The organism is Amycolatopsis sp. N2S4-7, from assembly GCF_058119595.1.
The window spans coordinates 3,576,445-3,593,133 of the sequence record NZ_CP172299.1 but is presented as its reverse complement, the minus strand read 5'-3'; the positions used below and the strand labels follow the sequence as shown (position 1 = coordinate 3,593,133).

General features: G+C 68.2%; 18 protein-coding genes. 3 read left to right on the top strand and 15 right to left on the bottom strand.

Translation table 11 applies throughout. The annotated features are described in order from the left end of the window. Window positions 1–43 precede the first annotated feature (43 nt). The 9 genes from ACH54P_RS16715 to ACH54P_RS16675 are packed head-to-tail and all read right to left on the bottom strand — an operon-like array spanning window position 44 to window position 6,927. Window positions 44–715, bottom strand: coding sequence for a histidine phosphatase family protein (locus ACH54P_RS16715; RefSeq protein ID WP_489913702.1), 672 nt, complete (start codon window positions 713–715; stop codon window positions 44–46). Next, window positions 712–1,434: an HAD-IA family hydrolase gene (locus ACH54P_RS16710; RefSeq protein WP_489913700.1), complete on the bottom strand. Its 723-nt coding sequence runs from the start codon at window positions 1,432–1,434 to the stop codon at window positions 712–714. The genes ACH54P_RS16715 and ACH54P_RS16710 overlap by 4 nt, the downstream gene beginning before the upstream one ends. Beyond that, window positions 1,400–3,223: a PEP-utilizing enzyme gene (locus ACH54P_RS16705; RefSeq protein ID WP_489913698.1), complete on the bottom strand. Its 1,824-nt coding sequence runs from the start codon at window positions 3,221–3,223 to the stop codon at window positions 1,400–1,402. Before ACH54P_RS16705 ends, ACH54P_RS16710 begins: the two co-directional genes overlap by 35 nt. Window positions 3,224–3,232: 9 nt before the next feature. Next, window positions 3,233–4,288: a PEP/pyruvate-binding domain-containing protein gene (locus ACH54P_RS16700; protein ID WP_489913696.1), complete on the bottom strand. Its 1,056-nt coding sequence runs from the start codon at window positions 4,286–4,288 to the stop codon at window positions 3,233–3,235. Beyond that, window positions 4,285–4,533 (bottom strand): EutN/CcmL family microcompartment protein, encoded by a 249-nt coding sequence (locus ACH54P_RS16695; RefSeq protein ID WP_489913694.1) that lies wholly within the window; start codon window positions 4,531–4,533, stop codon window positions 4,285–4,287. The genes ACH54P_RS16700 and ACH54P_RS16695 overlap by 4 nt, the downstream gene beginning before the upstream one ends. Further along, window positions 4,530–4,868 carry a BMC domain-containing protein gene (locus ACH54P_RS16690; RefSeq protein WP_489913692.1) on the bottom strand — a complete coding sequence of 113 codons (339 nt, stop codon included), beginning with the start codon at window positions 4,866–4,868 and terminating at the stop codon, window positions 4,530–4,532. Before ACH54P_RS16690 ends, ACH54P_RS16695 begins: the two co-directional genes overlap by 4 nt. Before the next feature lies 1 nt (window position 4,869). Beyond that, window positions 4,870–5,166 (bottom strand): BMC domain-containing protein, encoded by a 297-nt coding sequence (locus ACH54P_RS16685; protein WP_489913690.1) that lies wholly within the window; start codon window positions 5,164–5,166, stop codon window positions 4,870–4,872. Next, window positions 5,166–6,005, bottom strand: a complete 840-nt coding sequence (locus tag ACH54P_RS16680; RefSeq protein WP_489913688.1) for a DODA-type extradiol aromatic ring-opening family dioxygenase — start codon at window positions 6,003–6,005, stop codon at window positions 5,166–5,168. Before ACH54P_RS16680 ends, ACH54P_RS16685 begins: the two co-directional genes overlap by 1 nt. Then, window positions 5,998–6,927 (bottom strand): DODA-type extradiol aromatic ring-opening family dioxygenase, encoded by a 930-nt coding sequence (locus ACH54P_RS16675; RefSeq protein WP_489913686.1) that lies wholly within the window; start codon window positions 6,925–6,927, stop codon window positions 5,998–6,000. The genes ACH54P_RS16680 and ACH54P_RS16675 overlap by 8 nt, the downstream gene beginning before the upstream one ends. A gap of 102 nt (window positions 6,928–7,029) precedes the next feature. Here ACH54P_RS16675 and ACH54P_RS16670 point away from each other — a divergent pair, with 102 nt between their 5' ends. Then, a complete protein-coding gene (locus tag ACH54P_RS16670) occupies window positions 7,030–7,803 on the top strand; it encodes an IclR family transcriptional regulator (protein ID WP_489913684.1) in 774 nt (257 codons plus the stop codon). Between the two features lie 46 nt (window positions 7,804–7,849). On the opposite strand, the gene ACH54P_RS16665 is transcribed toward ACH54P_RS16670, so the two are convergent. The 6 genes from ACH54P_RS16665 to ACH54P_RS16640 form a co-directional block, all read right to left on the bottom strand. Then, the gene (locus tag ACH54P_RS16665) at window positions 7,850–8,266 is read right to left on the bottom strand and encodes a RidA family protein (protein WP_489913682.1); all 417 of its coding nucleotides are present in this window, start codon (window positions 8,264–8,266) and stop codon (window positions 7,850–7,852) included. Next, window positions 8,259–8,975 (bottom strand): 2-keto-4-pentenoate hydratase, encoded by a 717-nt coding sequence (locus ACH54P_RS16660; RefSeq protein ID WP_489913680.1) that lies wholly within the window; start codon window positions 8,973–8,975, stop codon window positions 8,259–8,261. The genes ACH54P_RS16665 and ACH54P_RS16660 overlap by 8 nt, the downstream gene beginning before the upstream one ends. Then, window positions 8,972–10,411, bottom strand: coding sequence for a 2-hydroxymuconic semialdehyde dehydrogenase (locus tag ACH54P_RS16655; RefSeq protein WP_489913678.1), 1,440 nt, complete (start codon window positions 10,409–10,411; stop codon window positions 8,972–8,974). Before ACH54P_RS16655 ends, ACH54P_RS16660 begins: the two co-directional genes overlap by 4 nt. Then, window positions 10,401–11,042, bottom strand: a complete 642-nt coding sequence (locus ACH54P_RS16650; RefSeq protein WP_489913676.1) for an NADPH-dependent F420 reductase — start codon at window positions 11,040–11,042, stop codon at window positions 10,401–10,403. Before ACH54P_RS16650 ends, ACH54P_RS16655 begins: the two co-directional genes overlap by 11 nt. A gap of 293 nt (window positions 11,043–11,335) precedes the next feature. Further along, complete coding sequence (gene dctA / locus ACH54P_RS16645; protein WP_489913674.1) at window positions 11,336–12,721, bottom strand: C4-dicarboxylate transporter DctA; 1,386 nt, start codon at window positions 12,719–12,721, stop codon at window positions 11,336–11,338. A 14-nt stretch (window positions 12,722–12,735) separates the two neighbouring features. After that, complete coding sequence (locus tag ACH54P_RS16640; RefSeq protein WP_489913672.1) at window positions 12,736–13,848, bottom strand: PrpF domain-containing protein; 1,113 nt, start codon at window positions 13,846–13,848, stop codon at window positions 12,736–12,738. Between the two features lie 132 nt (window positions 13,849–13,980). Between ACH54P_RS16640 and ACH54P_RS16635 the strand changes: the two genes are divergently transcribed. Both ACH54P_RS16635 and ACH54P_RS16630 read left to right on the top strand, forming a co-directional pair. Continuing rightward, window positions 13,981–14,907, top strand: a complete 927-nt coding sequence (locus tag ACH54P_RS16635; RefSeq protein WP_489913670.1) for a LysR family transcriptional regulator — start codon at window positions 13,981–13,983, stop codon at window positions 14,905–14,907. A 120-nt stretch (window positions 14,908–15,027) separates the two neighbouring features. After that, window positions 15,028–16,272 (top strand): alpha/beta hydrolase, encoded by a 1,245-nt coding sequence (locus ACH54P_RS16630; protein WP_489913668.1) that lies wholly within the window; start codon window positions 15,028–15,030, stop codon window positions 16,270–16,272. Window positions 16,273–16,689 lie beyond the last annotated feature (417 nt).

Sequence of the window (16,689 nt, the reverse complement as noted above, 5' to 3'; positions counted from 1 at the left end):
ATGGCTGCGCAACCGGCTGGAGGAGAAGTCCCCGGCGGCGTTGTCAGATCGCGCTCCCGTACGGAGCGGGTAGCTCGAGACTGACCGCGACACCACGGTGGGTCACCTCCACTGTGTCGTCGTCGACTGTCAACGTCACCTCTTCGGCGTTGTCCGGTTCACCAGGATCACGACCCCATGCCCACGCGACGATGGCGCGTAGGCAACCGGAATGAGTGGCGACCACCAGGTGCGCGGATGAGTTCCGGGCTGCGACCGCGGACAGGAAGCGTTTGACCACGTCGGAGGGGCTTTCGTGCCACAGCAGCGGAGTGGTCAGCCAGAACCGCATCGCGTCGCCGCGCTCATGCGCCTGCCAGAATCTGCGGGCCTCGATCGCCCAGCCACGGTGACCCGTGGTCTCCGCCTCGACCCGCACCTGGGCGGGATCGCGTTCAATCCCGTCCACCGTGACTTGCAGGTTTCGGTACTCGGGCAGACGCAGGGGCTCGTCGACGTGCAGCTTCTGATCCTGGCTCAGTGCCGAATGCAGGACAGCCGCGGTCTGACGGGTCCGTTCTGTGGGTGCGTAGCCGATCTCTACTTGTGCGCCTTCGGGGAGACTGCGGTGTAGTGCGGTGCCTCGTGCCTGGGCCTGGCTGATGCCGGTCGGTGTCAGTCCCAGATCGGCGGCGTAGCCGATGGTCTGGCCGTGCCTGATCAGGTGGACGATCATGGACGGAACACCCTCCTTGCCTCGGTGGGTGGTTGCAGCCCGACCCGGTCGAGGATGCGGCGCACCGATTCGGCCGGATCTCGTACGTCGAAGAGCTGAACCTGCATGCCCACCGCGCGTGCGCCGGCCAGATTGCTTGGCAGGTCGTCCACGAACAAGCACCTGTCCGCTGATTCGCGGAGTCGTCCGAGCGCCCAGCGGAAGGCCGCCGGGTCCGGTTTCAGCACGCCTGAGCGGACTGCTTCGAGCAAGGTGTCGAACCCCGCGAACTCGGGGAACCGGCGTGTCCATTCCGGGCCGAACCAATGTGCCATGTCGTTGGTCAGCGCGGCCAGGCGCACCCGGCCGCCGACTGCGGCCAGCATGTCTTTGATCTCGTCGCGCACGCCGAGACGGGTGCGCATGAGCTGACCGATGTCCAGGGACGGCCTGGCCTTCGCCAGGGCTGCCCAGTAGTCGCGTTCCTGCAGGGTCCCTCCCTCGACCTTGGCGTAGCACTGATCCGAACCGAACGGTCCACGGGGGAAATCCGGATCTTTGACGACCTCGAAGAGGGTCGGCACGACCACGCCACCGAGGTCGAGCAGGATGGTCGTGAGGGCCAGCCTGTCGTTGCTGCCGTAGGAGCGGGCCGCGACAGCGCGCCGGAGCGCGCGGCCGCGGTCTGCTCGCCACGGCGAGCGATCAGGCGAGGACGGTGACGACACCGGTGTTCCCATCGACGCGGACCCGTTGACCTGTGTGGAGAGTGGAGACCGCTCGGCCGGTGCCGACGACTGCGGGAAGGCCGTACTCGCGGCACACGATGGCGGTGTGGCTCATGATTCCGCCGACATCGCTGACCGTGGCGGCGATGCGGGAGAACACCGGTGCCCATGCGGGTGATGTGGCCGGGCAGACCAGGATGTCGCCTTCCTGGATCTCCCCGAGCTGGTCGGCCGACCGCACGACCCGTACCGGGCCTTCCACGATGCCCGGGGATCCGGCGACCCCGCGCAACGTTCCGGGATCAGCTCCTTGCGAGTCGGCGAGCCAGCCTGCGACCGAGTCGGTCGTGATGCCCCACAGCATGACGGTGAGCGGTTCGGTGACGGCTTGCGGCGGCGGCCCGAGGGCCGGTGGCGGTTGCCAGGCTTCAAGCGCCGCGAAGATCTCACGTCGCCGGGTGATGATGGGTTCCCAGTAGGTGCGTCCGCGGCCAGGTGCGCCGGTCGACCACGCGGCGACGGTGTCGAAGATCAGCTCACTGACTTCGCTGCGACGGAGGAAGAACATGTCCTCCGGGTCGGCCAGGACGCCCATCGTCGCGAGCGAGCCGGCCAGCACTTTCGACTTGCCCCAGAACGCCGCCCACATCCAGTGTTCGATGTAGAGCACGTGTTCCTCGATGTAGACGAACACTCTGCGGGCCAGCGCCAGCAGCTCGTCGAAGGCGGCCACGTCGTCGGGGTTGAGCAGTGCACGATACTCGCTGGTGATGCGTTCACGTTCGGCCAGCACCTGCTCGGTCGGGCGGTCGATGACCTCGCCGGCCCGCAGTCGCCGGATGTAGTTCTGTACGGCGGTGTAGGGGATCCCGGGGTGGTCGTTCCAGGTGCCGTACCGATGGTCACCGCCCGGGTGGCCGGGGTCGCTGTTGATCTGGAACCACGGGTCGCGGGTGGTTTCCCAGTCTTCGATCCAGGCGCGGCCGTTCTCGCCGGCGGCCAGCTTCTCGAAGGCTGCGGTCACGTCGTCGTGCGCCAGGATCAGGTCACCGACGCCGAGCGTCTGGGCGTTCTTGGCCAGTCGTTTGAGCTCGTCGTCCGGCCGGTAGAGCTCGACGTGCAGGCCGCCGACCATGCGCGAGACCGACTGGTCGCCGATCCCGGGGAAGGCCTGCTGACAGAACTGGAAGAAGGTCAGGTAACCGGCGTAGCCGATGTTGAGCAGCTCGAAGTGCCACTGGTAGGTCTCGTACATCGCGTTGACCATCAGTGCGAAGTCGCGTTCCCAGCGGAATCCGGCTGAGTGCCCGACGTGGCCGGTCACGGTGGCGACCGGCTCCTGATCGGGTAGTGGCTGGAACGACAGCGATCGCAGAAGATCCAGGCGGTCGAGGACCTTGACCTTCCACTCGGCGTAGATGCTTTCCCAGTTCTCGTAGTAGTGGCCGGCGCGTTCGGCGAAGTGCTCGGCGCGGGCCGGGACGTCGGCCTCAGGCGCGGCGACGGGGGAGACGTAGAGCCTGCCGTTGAGGATCCGCTGCTCGAGTCCCAGGGCCGGGGGTACGGTGAAGATCCGGGTGTTCATCACGCCGAGGGCCTGCCACCAGCACTCGCACTGGATCTCGTCGTACGGGTGCATCACATAGGGGTGGTGCAATGCGTCCTGGAACCAGAACTTGTTCTCGTCGGCTTTTCGGCGGTCCTCGCCGAAGAGGTGGTACCAGTTGTACATGGATTCCCAGCCTTCGGCGCCCGGTGGGGGTTCGATGTCGAACGGGCTGGGGAAGGACGAAACGGCCATCGGGTGTCCTTAGTGGTTCTGGGGATTGCTGCCGGTTATGGCACGCAGGACGTGGGCTATGGCGGCGGATTTGCCGTCGGTGACGCGGCTGACGGGTTTGGTGCTCCACACGGTCTCCGGTCGCGCCTGGACCAGGTGGATCGCTGAGTCGTCGATCGCGAACTCGCCGTCTTGCGGCGTGCCGGCGTGCTGTTCGACGGTCCGTGCGATGTCGAGCAGCGCCAGGATTTCCTCGTCGGTCAGGGAGGGCCGGTCGTGGTCGGCGGTATTCACGGCGACCGTGGCGATCCCTCGTCCCGTGGATGGGCTCCGGGTCGCACGTTCGGTTTTGATGGTCACCTCGCGAGTGATGATTTCGCGCGACACCTTGTCGATGACGAATCTGTCGGGGGTGACGGTTCCGCTCACCAGCGGCTCGCCTAGGCCCCAGACGGATTCGATGACGACTTTGGAGCGGTCGCCGTTGACGGGGTTGAGCGTCATGAACACCCCGGCGGCCCGGGCATCGACCATGCGCTGCACGACGACTCCCATCGCGTCGCCCGGGACGCCTTCCCGGGCGCGGTAGCTGATGGCGCGGGCGGTGAACAGGCTTGCCCAGCAGCGGCGCACCGCGTCGCTGACCTCGTCTGCGCCGAGCACCCACAGGTAGCTGTCGTGTTCACCGGCGAAGCTGTGCTGGGCGGAGTCTTCGGCTGCCGAGCTCGACCGGACGGCGACTGCGAGGTCTTGCTGGCCTGTTCGCTCGGCGAGTTGCCGATAGCAGTCGCGGATGGCTGGATCGGCGTCGTGGCCTTCGGTCTCGGCGTAGAGCCAGTCCCGGATGGACTGGGCTGCCGCGTCGAACTCGGTCATGTCCGCGTCGGGGTGCAGGAGCGCGACGCGGCGATCCAGTTCCCGCGTCAGCGCACCGGCGACTGCGGCGCGGTAGGCGTCGGTGGTCACCACGAACGCCTCCGGTACGCGCAGTCCCAGGCGGTTGAGAGTGTCCAGCGAGCGGCCCTTGCCGCCGGCGAGTTCCGTGGTCAGTCCGTCTCCGACCCAGGCGGTGTACTGCGTTGTCATCTGCCCTCCTCGTACTCGCTCACGAGTGCGACCACCGCCGCGTCGACGGCGGACACCCCGGACGCCGCGGCGGCGGCCTCGTCTGTCGCCACCAGGACGGTGACCCCGACACCCACATCGAGCAGGTCCACCGCCACCGTCGTGGTGTCCGTGGTGAGGTGCTTGACCAGCAGAAACCGTTGCCCGGCCAGCGGTGGCACTTGCCGGTCCGACCAGGCGCGGCCGACAACCTTGCCGAGGATCATTGCCCGCTCCCGGTCGGCAGTGCCTCTCGGAAGGTGGTCGAGCGCCGGGTGTCGAGCAGCTGGGCGGACTCGCTGCTGGGGCGCGCGTAGATCTGGGCCGCGCGCAGGGTGCCGTAGCGTTTCACCGCGTCGGTGCCTGCTTCCAGGGCCTGCCGGACCGCCGCGAGCTGGCCTTCGATGGCGGCCACCAGGTAGCCGCTGGAGACTCGGTCCACCGAGATGCACCGCACGTCGGCGGTCTTCATCATCGCTTCGATACCGGCTGTCAACGCGACGATTCCGCGGGTCTCCAGCAGAGCGATGGCACTGATCTTGCCGTGAGCGGCCTCAGCCATGTCAGTTACCTTCGAGTAGGGCGGTGTGGGCGGCGAGCGCGGCGACGGGGTCGCACGGGTTGGCGAACACGATCGAGCTGACCGGCCCGCCGGAGACGGCTTTGGCCGTCTCCTCTCCGATCTCGGCGGCTTCCTCGACGGTGGCGAGGTCGCCGGAGATCGCGACGGCGACCAGCCCGCCGCCGAGCCGCACGACGCCTTCGACGACGACGTTGGTCGCTTTGACCATGGCGTCGACCGCGTCGAAGATCGGTACGAAACCTTCCACTTCGATGAATCCGACCGCTTGATTGGCCATCAGTTGTCCCTTTCGAAGGTGGCCGCCGGCCAGTGCACGACGGCGGCGCCGGTCCCCCAGATGGGGCCGTAGGCGAGCAGCTCGGCCGGTCTGCCGAGCACACCGGCGCCGAGCAGGAAGGCCAGAGCCCGGAACTGGCTGTCAGCGGCAGCCTCGCGGGCGAACGCCTCCCGGGATTGCAGGGCGGTCTCGGTGTCGCCGGCCGTCACGGCGTGGAGCATCCGGCGGTTCCAGGCGTCCTGCTCGGGCGTGGCGATCCGATCCTGTGACGGGTCGATCCACTGCTGGATCAGGCCGGAGGACAAGCCGGAGACCACGACGACGCCGACGCGTTTGCCGATGCCGGCCGCCGCGGTGACAGCGGTTTCGCCGAGCGTGGCGATGGTGTCGACCTCGGCGTACAAGTTGCACGAGACCAGCGCGAACTTGAATTGCCTGCCCGGGTCGAGCAAAGCGGACACCGTCACCGTGCCGGTGTCGATCGGGAAGCCGTCGTAGCGGGTTCGGCGCGCTTGCAGCCCCTGTGCCGCCGCCTGCTCGACCCAGCGGTCGGTCAGGTCGGTGTCGATGCGCAGGTCATAGTCGATGTGGCCGTAGTCGTAGGCGTACCAGTTCTCATCCAGCCGGTGCCCACGCGGGTTGGGGTCCAGCTGGAACTGGTGCCCCAGGACGGTGAACCACTGTGTCGAGAGCAGCACAACGGTGTCCACATCGGCATCCCGGAATCGCTCGCCGACCTGCTCGACGCCTGCCCGCAAGTCCGCCCAGCTCGGCGCCGGATCTCCGGCGAGCAGCTGGGGCATGCCGGGCAGAAGCGCGGCACTGACGACGTCAGCCATCGGTGCCTCGCCATTCGATGACGGCGTTGCCCGTGCCGATGATGGTGCCGTAGCCGAGGATCTCGCCGGTCGTGGCCGGCCAGTCCAAGGCGGACAACAGCCAGGTGAGGCTGCCGGCTTTCGTCTCGGCCTCGGTGGCTGCGATGTGCTCGGGGATGGCGGTTCGCAGCGCTGGCGACGGCTGGGTGCGTACCACGTCCAGCAGAGTCATGTCTGCCCGGTACTGGGCGTTGTTGTACGGGTACTCACGTCCCATGTCCTCCGGTGGGTCTGTTTCGCGGTCGAAGTGCAGGTGCGACAGCGAGTTCGAGGCCAGCAGGACCGCACGCCGGCCGGTCTGCTCGATGGCCTGGCGCGTGGCGCGGCCGAGGACTTCCATCTGGCCGAGTTCGGCCTCGGCGTAGAAGTACGGGTTGTTGTTGGCGCTGATGGACACGACCGGGATGTCCCAGTCCGGGTTGACCATGTGCAGTGCTCCGATGGTCGCGTAGTCGACGCGCACGCCCGGCTCCCGCATCGCGCTGGTGACCAGGCCGTGCGCCTCGAAGCTGGTGACCAGGGCTTCCGCCAGTTCGACGTCGGTACGGAAGTCGTAGTGGTAACGGAACAGGTTCGGAAAGATCGGTTCGACCGAGACTCCGCGGGGGTTGGGCACGCAGTTGACGTGGTGACCGACCATCGTGATCCAGTGCGGCGCGTGCACGACGAGCACGTCCGGGCTCAACTCCCGCACCCGGCGGCGGACCTCGTCGTAGGCCCAGCGCAGCACTTCCCACCCGCCTGTGCTGCGGGGCTCGTTCTGCGGTGGGTTGTCGGCGTAGATCAGGTGCGGCGGATGGGGCGACAGGTACCCGGCGACCACGCCGCCCGCGGTCGGGGGACGTTCCGCGGCGCCGGGCTGCAGGCGGAAGACGCGAGACATGACAGGGACGCTAGCTGCGGAAACCCACGGCGTCTGCTCGCGTGTCCCGTGCCACCGGACACACTTTGGACGAGGTGGCGCGGCTCGGCCTACAGTCTGAGCGTGCAGGAAACTGGTATTGCCCCGGTGGTGAAGGCGATCAAGGTGCTGCGGGCATTCACCCCCACGGTCGGGGCGCTGTCGGTGCGCGAGATCGCCACGCGCACCGGCATCCCGCGCAGCACAGCTCACGCGTTGTGCCAGACCCTGGTCGCCGAGGGGATGCTGCGGTCAACCGACGAGGGCTACCAGCTCGGGCCTTTGGTCTTGGAGCTCGGCGGCCTGGTGATCGAACGAACCGGCGTGGTGCGCGCGGCCGAGGGACTCCTCGAGCGCCTCGGCCGGGTGCCTGAGCAGGAAGTGCACCTGGGACAGCTGACCGAGGGCTGGGTCGTCTACCTCAACCGCAACGCCGGGTCGCGCCGGCCGCCCATGCACAACCGGGTGGGGCAGCGGGCACCTGCGCACCTGACCGGTTGTGGCAAGGCCGCGCTCTCGTGGCTGCCTTTCGACGAGGTCGTCGCGCACGTGCAGCGATGCTGTGCCGAACGTGACGTGCCGATGCCGGACATGGCCGCCTTGGAAGCCGAACTGGTCACGGCACGCCAAGACGGGTACGTCGTGTCGACGTCGTTCCAGCGCGACCGCACATCCGTGGCCGCGGCCATCCTGGACGCGGCAGGCCGGCCGGTCGGCGGCGTATCACTGGCCGGGCCGGGCGGCATGTTCTGCTCGGCGGTCATCGCGTCCTCACGCGCCGCGGTGATCGAGGCCGCCGGTGTGATCAGCTCGCGGCTGATCAACGGCTCACGGCTGTGGATGTCCCGTCCCGCGTGACGGGACGCCACCTGCAGAGGCTCGGTGACGCACGTGTGGGTGTCGGTCAGGCCTTCGATCGGACAGCGATGGCCTGGATTTCGATCAGCAGATGCGGGTGCGGCAGCTGGTGCACCGCGACCGTGGTCCGAGCCGGACCAGCCTCGTCGAAGTACTGGCCGTAGACTTCGTTGTAGCCGCCGAAGTCGTTCATGTTCACCAAGAACGCCGTCACCTGCACCACATCGTCGAGCTCGCAACCGACGTCCCGCAGGATGCCGCTGATATTCTCCAGCACGGCTTCGGTCTGCACTCCGATGTCCAGTCGCGTCGTGCCGAACTCGTCGACCGACGCGCCCGCGATCGTGTTGTCCGGCCTTCTGCTGCTGGTTCCGGAGACGAACACCATGTCGCCCGCTAGCTTCACATGGGGGAACCGGCCGCGGGGGACCGCCTGGCCCGCGACAACCCTGGCATCACTCATCGACTCGCACCCTCACCTCGTCGAACCCGGCTATCCTCGCCGTCACCGTCGCTCCCGCCCTCAACGCGACAGCCGGTGTCGCGGCACCGGCCAGCAGAATGCTCCCGGCGCGCAGCGCGATCCCATGGGTCCGCGTGAGCCGCAGCGCCGCCCCGACCGCCTGCATCGGATCACCGAGGATGTCGGCTGTCGATCCGATCTGCGCCACGGTGCCATCGACCTCGAGCACGACGCCACGGTGATTCAGGTTTTCCACCGGACGCCAGTCACCGAGCACGAATCCCGCGGCCGAGGCGTTGTCGGCCACCACGTCCGACAGGGCGAACCGGAAGTCCCGGTACCGCGAATCGATGATCTCCAACGCCGGCGCCACCGCGTCGGGACCACCGCGTGGCCCCATGCGGAACGCGAGTTCGGGTTCAATCCTCGGGTGGATGTAGGTGGCGAGCGAGATCGCCTGGTCCACCGCCATCTCGGCCGTCAACTGACCGGCGATCACGTCGGCCACGCCCATCTGGGCTGCTTTCGCCGGGCTGGTGAAGCCCAGCTTCACCCCGGCGAGCCGCTCACCCCTGGACACCCGGCGATTCACCACGCTCCGCTGCACTGCGTACGCCATGTCGAGAGACATGGCGGGCAGCTGTGGGCACGGTGTCCGGTGCACGGCCGCGTCGTCGAGCAGCCGAACGAGCCGTTCGTCGACGCTCATGACCACCCGACGCAGACGTTGGTCATTTCGCTGTAGAAGTTCAGGGAATGCACGCCGCCCTCGCGGCCGATTCCGGAGATTCCGGCGCCGCCGAACGGCGAGCGCAGATCGCGCAGGTACCACGTGTTCAGCCAGGACATCCCGACCCGCATCGCGCCGGCGACCCGGTGACCGCGCTGCAGATCGGTCGTCCACACCGCCGCAGCGAGCCCGTACTCGGTGTCGTTGGCCAGCCGCACCGCGGCTTCTTCGGTGTCGAACGGCACCAGCGCCGCGACCGGTCCGAAGATCTCCTCGCGGAGGATCCGGCTCGAATTGTCCAGGCCGGTCCACAGTGCAGGTTCGATCCAGCTGCCCTCGTCGAAGTCCGGACCGAGCTGGGGGACACCGCCGCCGACCAGCAGTTGCGCTCCCTCCTGCTCGGCGATGTCATAGTAGGACAGCACCTTTTCGCGGTGCTTTTGCGAGATCAGCGGTCCCGTCGTGGTGCTCGGATCGTCCGGCTTGCCGTAGCGCAAAGCCTTCGCCCGTTCGACAAGGCCAGCGCACACCTGGTCGAACACGCCGCGCTGTACATAGATGCGTTCGGTGCACAGACAGATCTGGCCGGTGTTGGTGAATGTCGAGCGGGCCAGCCCGTCAAGCGTGCTCTCCAGATCTGCATCGTCGAAGACCACCGCCGCGTTCTTCCCGCCCAGCTCGAACGACACCGGGACTACTCGGGACGAGACCGTTCGCATGATCGCTGATCCGGTCTTGGTTTCTCCGGTGAACGTGACCGCGTCGATGCCCGGATGCTGTGTGAGCAGCTCACCTGCCGAGCCAGATCCGAAGCCGTGCACCACGTTGTAGATGCCCGGCGGGCCGCCGGCCTCGGCGATGATCGATCCGAGCAGTGTCGCGGTTGTCGGGGTCTCCTCCGACGGTTTGACCACGACGGCGTTGCCGCATGCGAGCGCGGGGGCGACCTTCCACGTCAGCAGCAACAGGGGGAGGTTCCACGGCACGATGACCGCGACTACACCCAATGGCTTGCGCACGGCGTAGTTCAACGCCCGCTCCGTCAGATACGCGTCGACGTTCTGTGAGGCAAGAACGTCGGCGAAGGCGCGGAAGTTCGCTGATGCTCGCGCGATGTCCAGGGTGCTCGCCAAGGTCACCGGCTTGCCGGTGTCGGCGACCTCCGCCGCCAGCAATGAGTCGGCACGCTGCTCGATCGTGTCCGCGATCCGGCGTAATAGGGTGACCCGTTCGGCTACCGTGAACCGGCCCCAGGTGCCCTCGAATGAGCGCTTGGCCGCTCGTACCGCGTGGTCCACGACGGCGGCGTCTGCCTGGGCGACCGTGGTGATCAGGGAGCCGTCGACCGGGTTGCGATTGTCGAACGGTTCACCGTCGCCGACGACGAACTGATCGTCGACAAAGTTACTCAGCATGAGTCGGCCCGACGAGCTTCCATGCGCTCTGCCACACCCAGTCGTTGCCGGCGTTGAGAACGATGTTGAGCAACGCCATCTCTTCGAGAGCGCGAGCGAACCGCAGGCCACCTGCGTCGACCGGACGATATCCGAGCGAGCGCACCAGTTCCGCCACGACGGCCTTGGCATCGGCGTCGTCGCCGGCGAAGTAGGCGTCCAGCGGCACGCCCTGCTCGCTGGGGGCCGCGTGCCGGGATGCGAGAATTGTGTTGAAGGCCTTCACAACGTGCGCCCGCGGGATGCGACGTTGCACGTCGCTGCCCCCGGATTCGCCTTCGATCACCAGGTCGCTGAACGACGCATTCAGCGGATTGGTCGCGTCGACCACCACCTTGCCATCGACCGCCTGAGCGATCTCAGTCGCGACGTCGCCGACGACGTCACCGGGAACTGCCAGAACGACGACGTCGGCGCCGACCACGGCATCCACATTGGACGAGGCCGTGGTCGCTCCGGTCTCGGCGGCCAGCGTCGACACGTGGTCACCGTCGGCGTTTGCGGCGGTGATTGTCACCTGGTGACCGGCCTTGGCCGCGGCACGGCTCAGCGCCCCGCCGACATTGCCTGCCCCGATGATCGCGATATGCATGGTGATGTGCTCCTGTGGTCGGCGAATCGACTGTGGTGCCGACGATAGAGGGCAACCCGGACCAGGGGCGCGGTAAGCGTCCGGCCTGACGGGACGGCAAATTCGAAGTCAGTTCCTACATTGCCGAAGGCTGGGCAAGCAGACTCGGCGAGAAGGGAGGGCTCGGCCGCAAACTCCGCCTCGATCGCGGCAGTCGCCATCTTTGCCAGCAGCGGTTCGTCGGCCCGCCTATGCGGTTGTCGTCACTGCCGGGTGGGCCGAAGCGCGCGCTCCGGGCCCACCCGACCGTGCTCTCAGCGACCGGCGGGAACTGGCTCCGCAGCTGGCTCTCGCGTTGCCTTGGGCAATGCCACGGCCGTCGGAGTGGGCACGAACGGCGGTTCGCCCCGCAGGACCGCTTGTGCGCGGGCAACGTCGAGCTGACGGTCCCAGCGGGCGACGGCCAGTGTCGCGACGCCGTTGCCGACCAGGCTGGTCAGGGCCCGGGCCTCGGACATGAACCGGTCGATGCCGAAGATCAAGGCGAGCGCGGCCACCGGGACGTGCGGGATGGCACTGAGCGTGGCCGCCAGCGCGACGAACCCGGAGCCGGTCACGCCCGCAGCCCCCTTCGACGTGAGGAGCATGACGGCAAGCATGGTCAGCTGCTGGGTGAAGCTGAGCTGGATGCCGAGGGCTTGGGCGAGGAAGACGCCACCCATGGTCAGGTAGATCGCGGTGCCGTCGAGGTTGAAGGAGTACCCGGCGGGCAGGGTGATGCCGACGACCGGCTTGGCGGCGCCGACGTGCTCCAGTTTGGCCATCATGCGCGGCAGGACCGGCTCGGTGGACGACGTGCCCAGGACGATGAGCAGTTCCTCCTTGATGTAACGCAGGAAGGGCAGCAGTCGAAGCCCGTTCAACCGCATGACCGAGCCGAGGACCAGCAGGACGAACAGCAGCGCGGTCAGCCAGAAGGACCCGACCAGGAGGGCGAGGTGGCGCAGGGTGCCCAGGCCGTAGTTGCCGATGGTGAAGGCCATCGAGCCGAAGGCGCCGATTGGGGCCAGCCGCATGATCCAGCGGATGATCGTGAACAGGACGCCGGAGAACTTCTCCACCCCGCGGGCCACGCCCGCACCGGCCCCGCCGCTGGCGTGCAAGCCGAATCCGAACAGGACGGAGACGAGCAGCACCGGCAGGATTTCCTTGCCGGTCAACGCACTGACCAAGGTGGTCGGAATGATGCCGAGCAGGAAATCGGCGAAACTCTCGTGGGTCTGGCTCGCTGCCGCCGGCAGGTGCTCGGTGGACAGGGTGGCGACGTCGACGTGCAGCCCGCTGCCCGGCTGGACGACGTTGACCACGACCAGTCCGATCACGAGGGCGATGGTGGTCAGGACCTCGAAATAGATCAGCGCCTTGACGCTGACCCGACCGACCGCGCGCGCGTTGCCCATCGTGGCGATCCCGTGCACGACCGTGCAGAAGATGATCGGCGCGATCAGCATCTTGACCAGCGCGATGAACCCGTCGCCGAGTGGCTTGAGACCGGCACCGACCGAAGGCCAGAGCCAGCCCACCGCGGCGCCGAGGAGCACCCCGATCAGGCACTGGATGTAGAGGTGGGACAGCAGCCGCCGGACGCGGTGCGGGAACAGGGGAGGGACAGTGCCGATGGCGGCGGCGTTGCGGCTCATGGCGGGCTTCCTTTCTACAGCGGCGCGGGGACCGGAACGTGGAGTTCCGCGCGGGCGATGCGCCGGGCGGCACGCCGCAGCAGCACCGTGGCGGACGAAGGTGATTTCCCGGGCACCATCCGGGTGGTGAGCACGCCGGCGGGTGTGCCGAGGCGTAGCGTGCCGTCAGCGGTCGGCCGGGCGGCGCGGTGGGCGAGGGTGCCGGGGGTGGCGGCCGCGGTGGCCAGCGCGACCGCGGAAGTCAGGCCGATCGCCGGGTGGGGCGCGTGCATGGAGACCATGCGCACGGCCAGGTCGTAGGCAGCCGCGTCGATTTCGAGGCCGTGGGTCGTGCGGTAGGCCACCGGAGGCGCGACGACACCGACCTTCGGCACCGCGTGGCTGACCGGGTCGCCCGCCCGGGCCAGCCCCATGGCGAGCGCCGCCTCCCGGCGCAGCGTCGTCAGCACGGGCACCACGTCCGCGAAGCGTGCCGCGGGCTCGGAGCCGTCGAGGCCGAAAGCCTTGGCCTCGAACAACGCGGCAGGCGCCCCGGCGTCCACAAGCGACACTTCGAAGACCCCGTCCGGCCCGGCCAGGGTGTCGATCGGGCGGCCGGTCGGCAGTGCGGTCCCGGTCGTGGAGCCCGCCGGGTCCTCGAAGCCCAGCAGCACCGGCACCCCCGGAGCCGCGGTTCCGGGCACCGTCGCTTCGCCTTCGTCCGGGGCGACGCCGCCGGGCGTGGGAATGGTGCCGGTGAGTCGGGCACCGGTGTTGGCGTTGACCATCCGGACGGTGGTGGTCTGCGCACCGAGCACAACCAAGCCGTGGTGAACCGCGTAGAGCGCCACGGCGGTGGCGCAGTTGCCGCAGTTGCTGGCCCATTCGACCCGCTCGTCGCCGATGCCCACTTGAGCAAAGGCGTACTCGATGTCGGTCCCGGGTTCGGCCGTGATCCGCACGATCGCGGCCTTGGACGTGGTCGAGGACGCGCCGCCGACGCCGTCGATTTGCCGGGGGTCGGCCGCGTTGAACGCGGCGCGCAGCAGGATGTCGACGTCCACATCGGCCGCGACGACGTCGTCGTGGTCGAAGATCCAGCACTTGCTTGTTCCGCCGCGGATCATCTCGCCCTGCAGATGCAGCACAGCGGGCTCCTTCGTGGATTCGGGCGAGCTCTCCGCCTGCCTGTGCGTTCCACCATCGGCGATCCAAGCGTGAAGTACAATCTCGGAAATCTGCATGGGTATTAACTTGAACTGAACGGTCTTGGTGAAGTGATGCTGGACGTCCGACGGGTGCTGCTGCTGGCCGAGGTGGCCCGCCGCGGCTCGGTGACCGCGACCGCCCGCGCTCTGAACTACACCCCGTCAGCGGTCTCGCAGCAGATCAGTCGTCTCGAGGCCGAGGCCGGGCAGCCGCTGCTGGAGCGCCACGCCCGCGGCGTCACGCTCACCGATGCCGGCCGTGCTCTCGTCGACCGGGGAGAGCGCATCGAGCGCGAGCTCACCGCCGCTGAAAACGAGCTCGCCGACTTCGCCGGGCTGCGCGCGGGCACGCTGCGCATCGGCACCTTCCCGACGGTCGGCTCCTCCCTGCTCCCGCCGGCGGTGATCGCCTTCAAGGAAGCGCACCCGGAAATCCGGCTCACCGTGCGCAGCAGCCGCATCGCCGGGCTCTGGCGAATGCTGGAGAACCGCGAGATCGAACTGTCCCTGATGTGGGACTACGACTGGTGCCGCATCGATCGCGGCGACGCCACCGTCACGCCGCTGCTCGACGATCCGCCCGCGCTCCTGGTCGGCGACCGGCACCCGCTCGCCTGCCGCCGAAGCGCCAGCCTCGCCCAGCTCGCAGACGACGCCTGGATCACCCGTGCCGACAACCACCCGGTGGCCGAAGCGCTGACTCGCAGCTGCCGTGCCGTCGGATTCGAACCCCAGATCGCCTACGAGGCCCACGACTACCAGGAAGCCCAGGCCATGGTCGCCGCCGGCATCGGTGTCGCGCTCGCGCCGACCCTGGCACTGGACGGCGTTCGTCCGGGCGTCAAGGTCCTGCCCTTGCGGCCGCGCACCGCGGTTCGCCGAATCCTCCTGGTTCGCATGACCGACCACGCCCTGACACATGCCGCACAAACCTTCGCCGAGCTCTTGCGCCGCAGCGCCGCGTTTCGTGGCGGTGAGTCGTCTGGGCACGGTCATTAGCGAACCCGGATACAGCTGCGCTGACGACCCCCGCCTTACGCCAGCTTCGGCTGACAATGCGGCGCGGTCGCGGCGCAATGCACACATAAGATTCTGACAATCGGTTGCTAGGTTTCGACCATGCGCATGATCATGGCAGTGGCTGCCTTGGCCGCCTCGACGGTGACGGGTCCCCCGGCGGCTGCCGCGGAAAGCGTCAACCAGTCGGTGAACACCCTCGTTTACGACCTCGGCGACCAGGTTTTCCGGCCACCGGCGGCGATCGGCTACGACGGCGCGAACGAGCTGAACGGGATCGTCTACTACCCGGCCGATCTCGAGCGCGGGAACCACCGGCTGATCATGATCCAGCACGGTTACTGGCAGACGTGCGCCGATCGGGTGGCAACGGAGCGGAACGCGGCCGCGCAAGCGGCGTTGAAGGCTGCCCAGCAGGCGGGCGACGACCAGGAGGCGGCCCGCCAGGAGCAGATCCTGATGGAGACCTCGACGCTGATGAACCAGTGGCCCTGTGCGCCGGGGACGCCATCGCTACCGAGCTTCGCCGGCTACGACTACCTGGGCAGGCAGCTCGCGAGCCGCGGGTTCGTGGTGGTCTCGGTCGGGGTCAACGGGATCAACTCGACCTCGCCCGGGCAGGCGCCGAGCGTCTACTACGCCAGGGCCGCGCTGTTGAACACCCAGCTCGGCTTGTGGCAGCAGCTCGCCTCGACCGGCCAGGGCCCGTTGCGCGGCCGGCTCATCGATCCCCGGACCGGCCGGCCGGCCGGTGTCGACTTCCGCGGTCACATCGATCTCAGCGACGTCGGGACGATCGGGCATTCGATGGGCGGCGGCGGGGTCATGCAGCAGGCCGCCGACAGTCGGCACGGGGAGTGGCCGGCCGGGGTCAGGGTGCGAGCCGTCTTCGCCTTGGCTCCGACAGACAATTGGAACGGGGAGGCGGTCACGCAGGTGCCGTTCGCGGTCATGTGGGGTACCTGCGACCAGGTCAACACGGGCGGTTATTTCGCATCGAACGCCGGGCGCAACACTGTCCCGATCTACCGCTACACACTCACAGGCGGAAACCACGACAACTACAACACCCAGTGGTCACCGGCAGGTGGTCAGGTCGGCTCCCACGACGACGCGATCCCCGGTTCCGCGCCCGGTACCTGCCGGACGCAGTTCCCGGACGGGCCCCAGTCCGATCAGCGAAAGCTGACCGAGGACCGGCAGCGCGCGGTCACCTCTGCCTACGTCATGGCGTTCTTCCAGCGCCACCTCGAGAACCGCACGGACTTCGACGCGATGCTGACCGGTCGCCGGCGTCCGCCGGGCATCCCCGACGTCGTCACCGCCGAGTTCTCCGCCGCCCACTGACACGAGAGTCGCTCGATACGACCGCCCGGACACTGCAGAGGCGGCCTGAGTGCCCGATAAGCGACGGAGAAGGCGGTCGGGCGCGACGAAACGACGGGCGACCCAGTGGCCGTCGGCTCCCGCTCGCGCGCACGCGATGAGCCCGGTGCCCTCGACCCCGTGGCTTCCGCGCTCGGTGAGAAAGGCTTCGGCCTGCCCGAGCACGTGCTCGGGCAGCAGGACGCCGTACTCGGTCATCGCTTTCCCGCCTTCCTCGACAGGTGGTCGGGTAGTTCCGCCAGACGAAGTGTGTAGCGGACCGTGTCCCAGCTTTCCTGGAGATGGCTGGGGTGGCTGTAGTACTCCGCGCACCCTCGGTGACGGTCACGCCGAAGGGCCCAGCGTCGAACTTCGCCCCGTCCAGCACCAGGAGCAGCG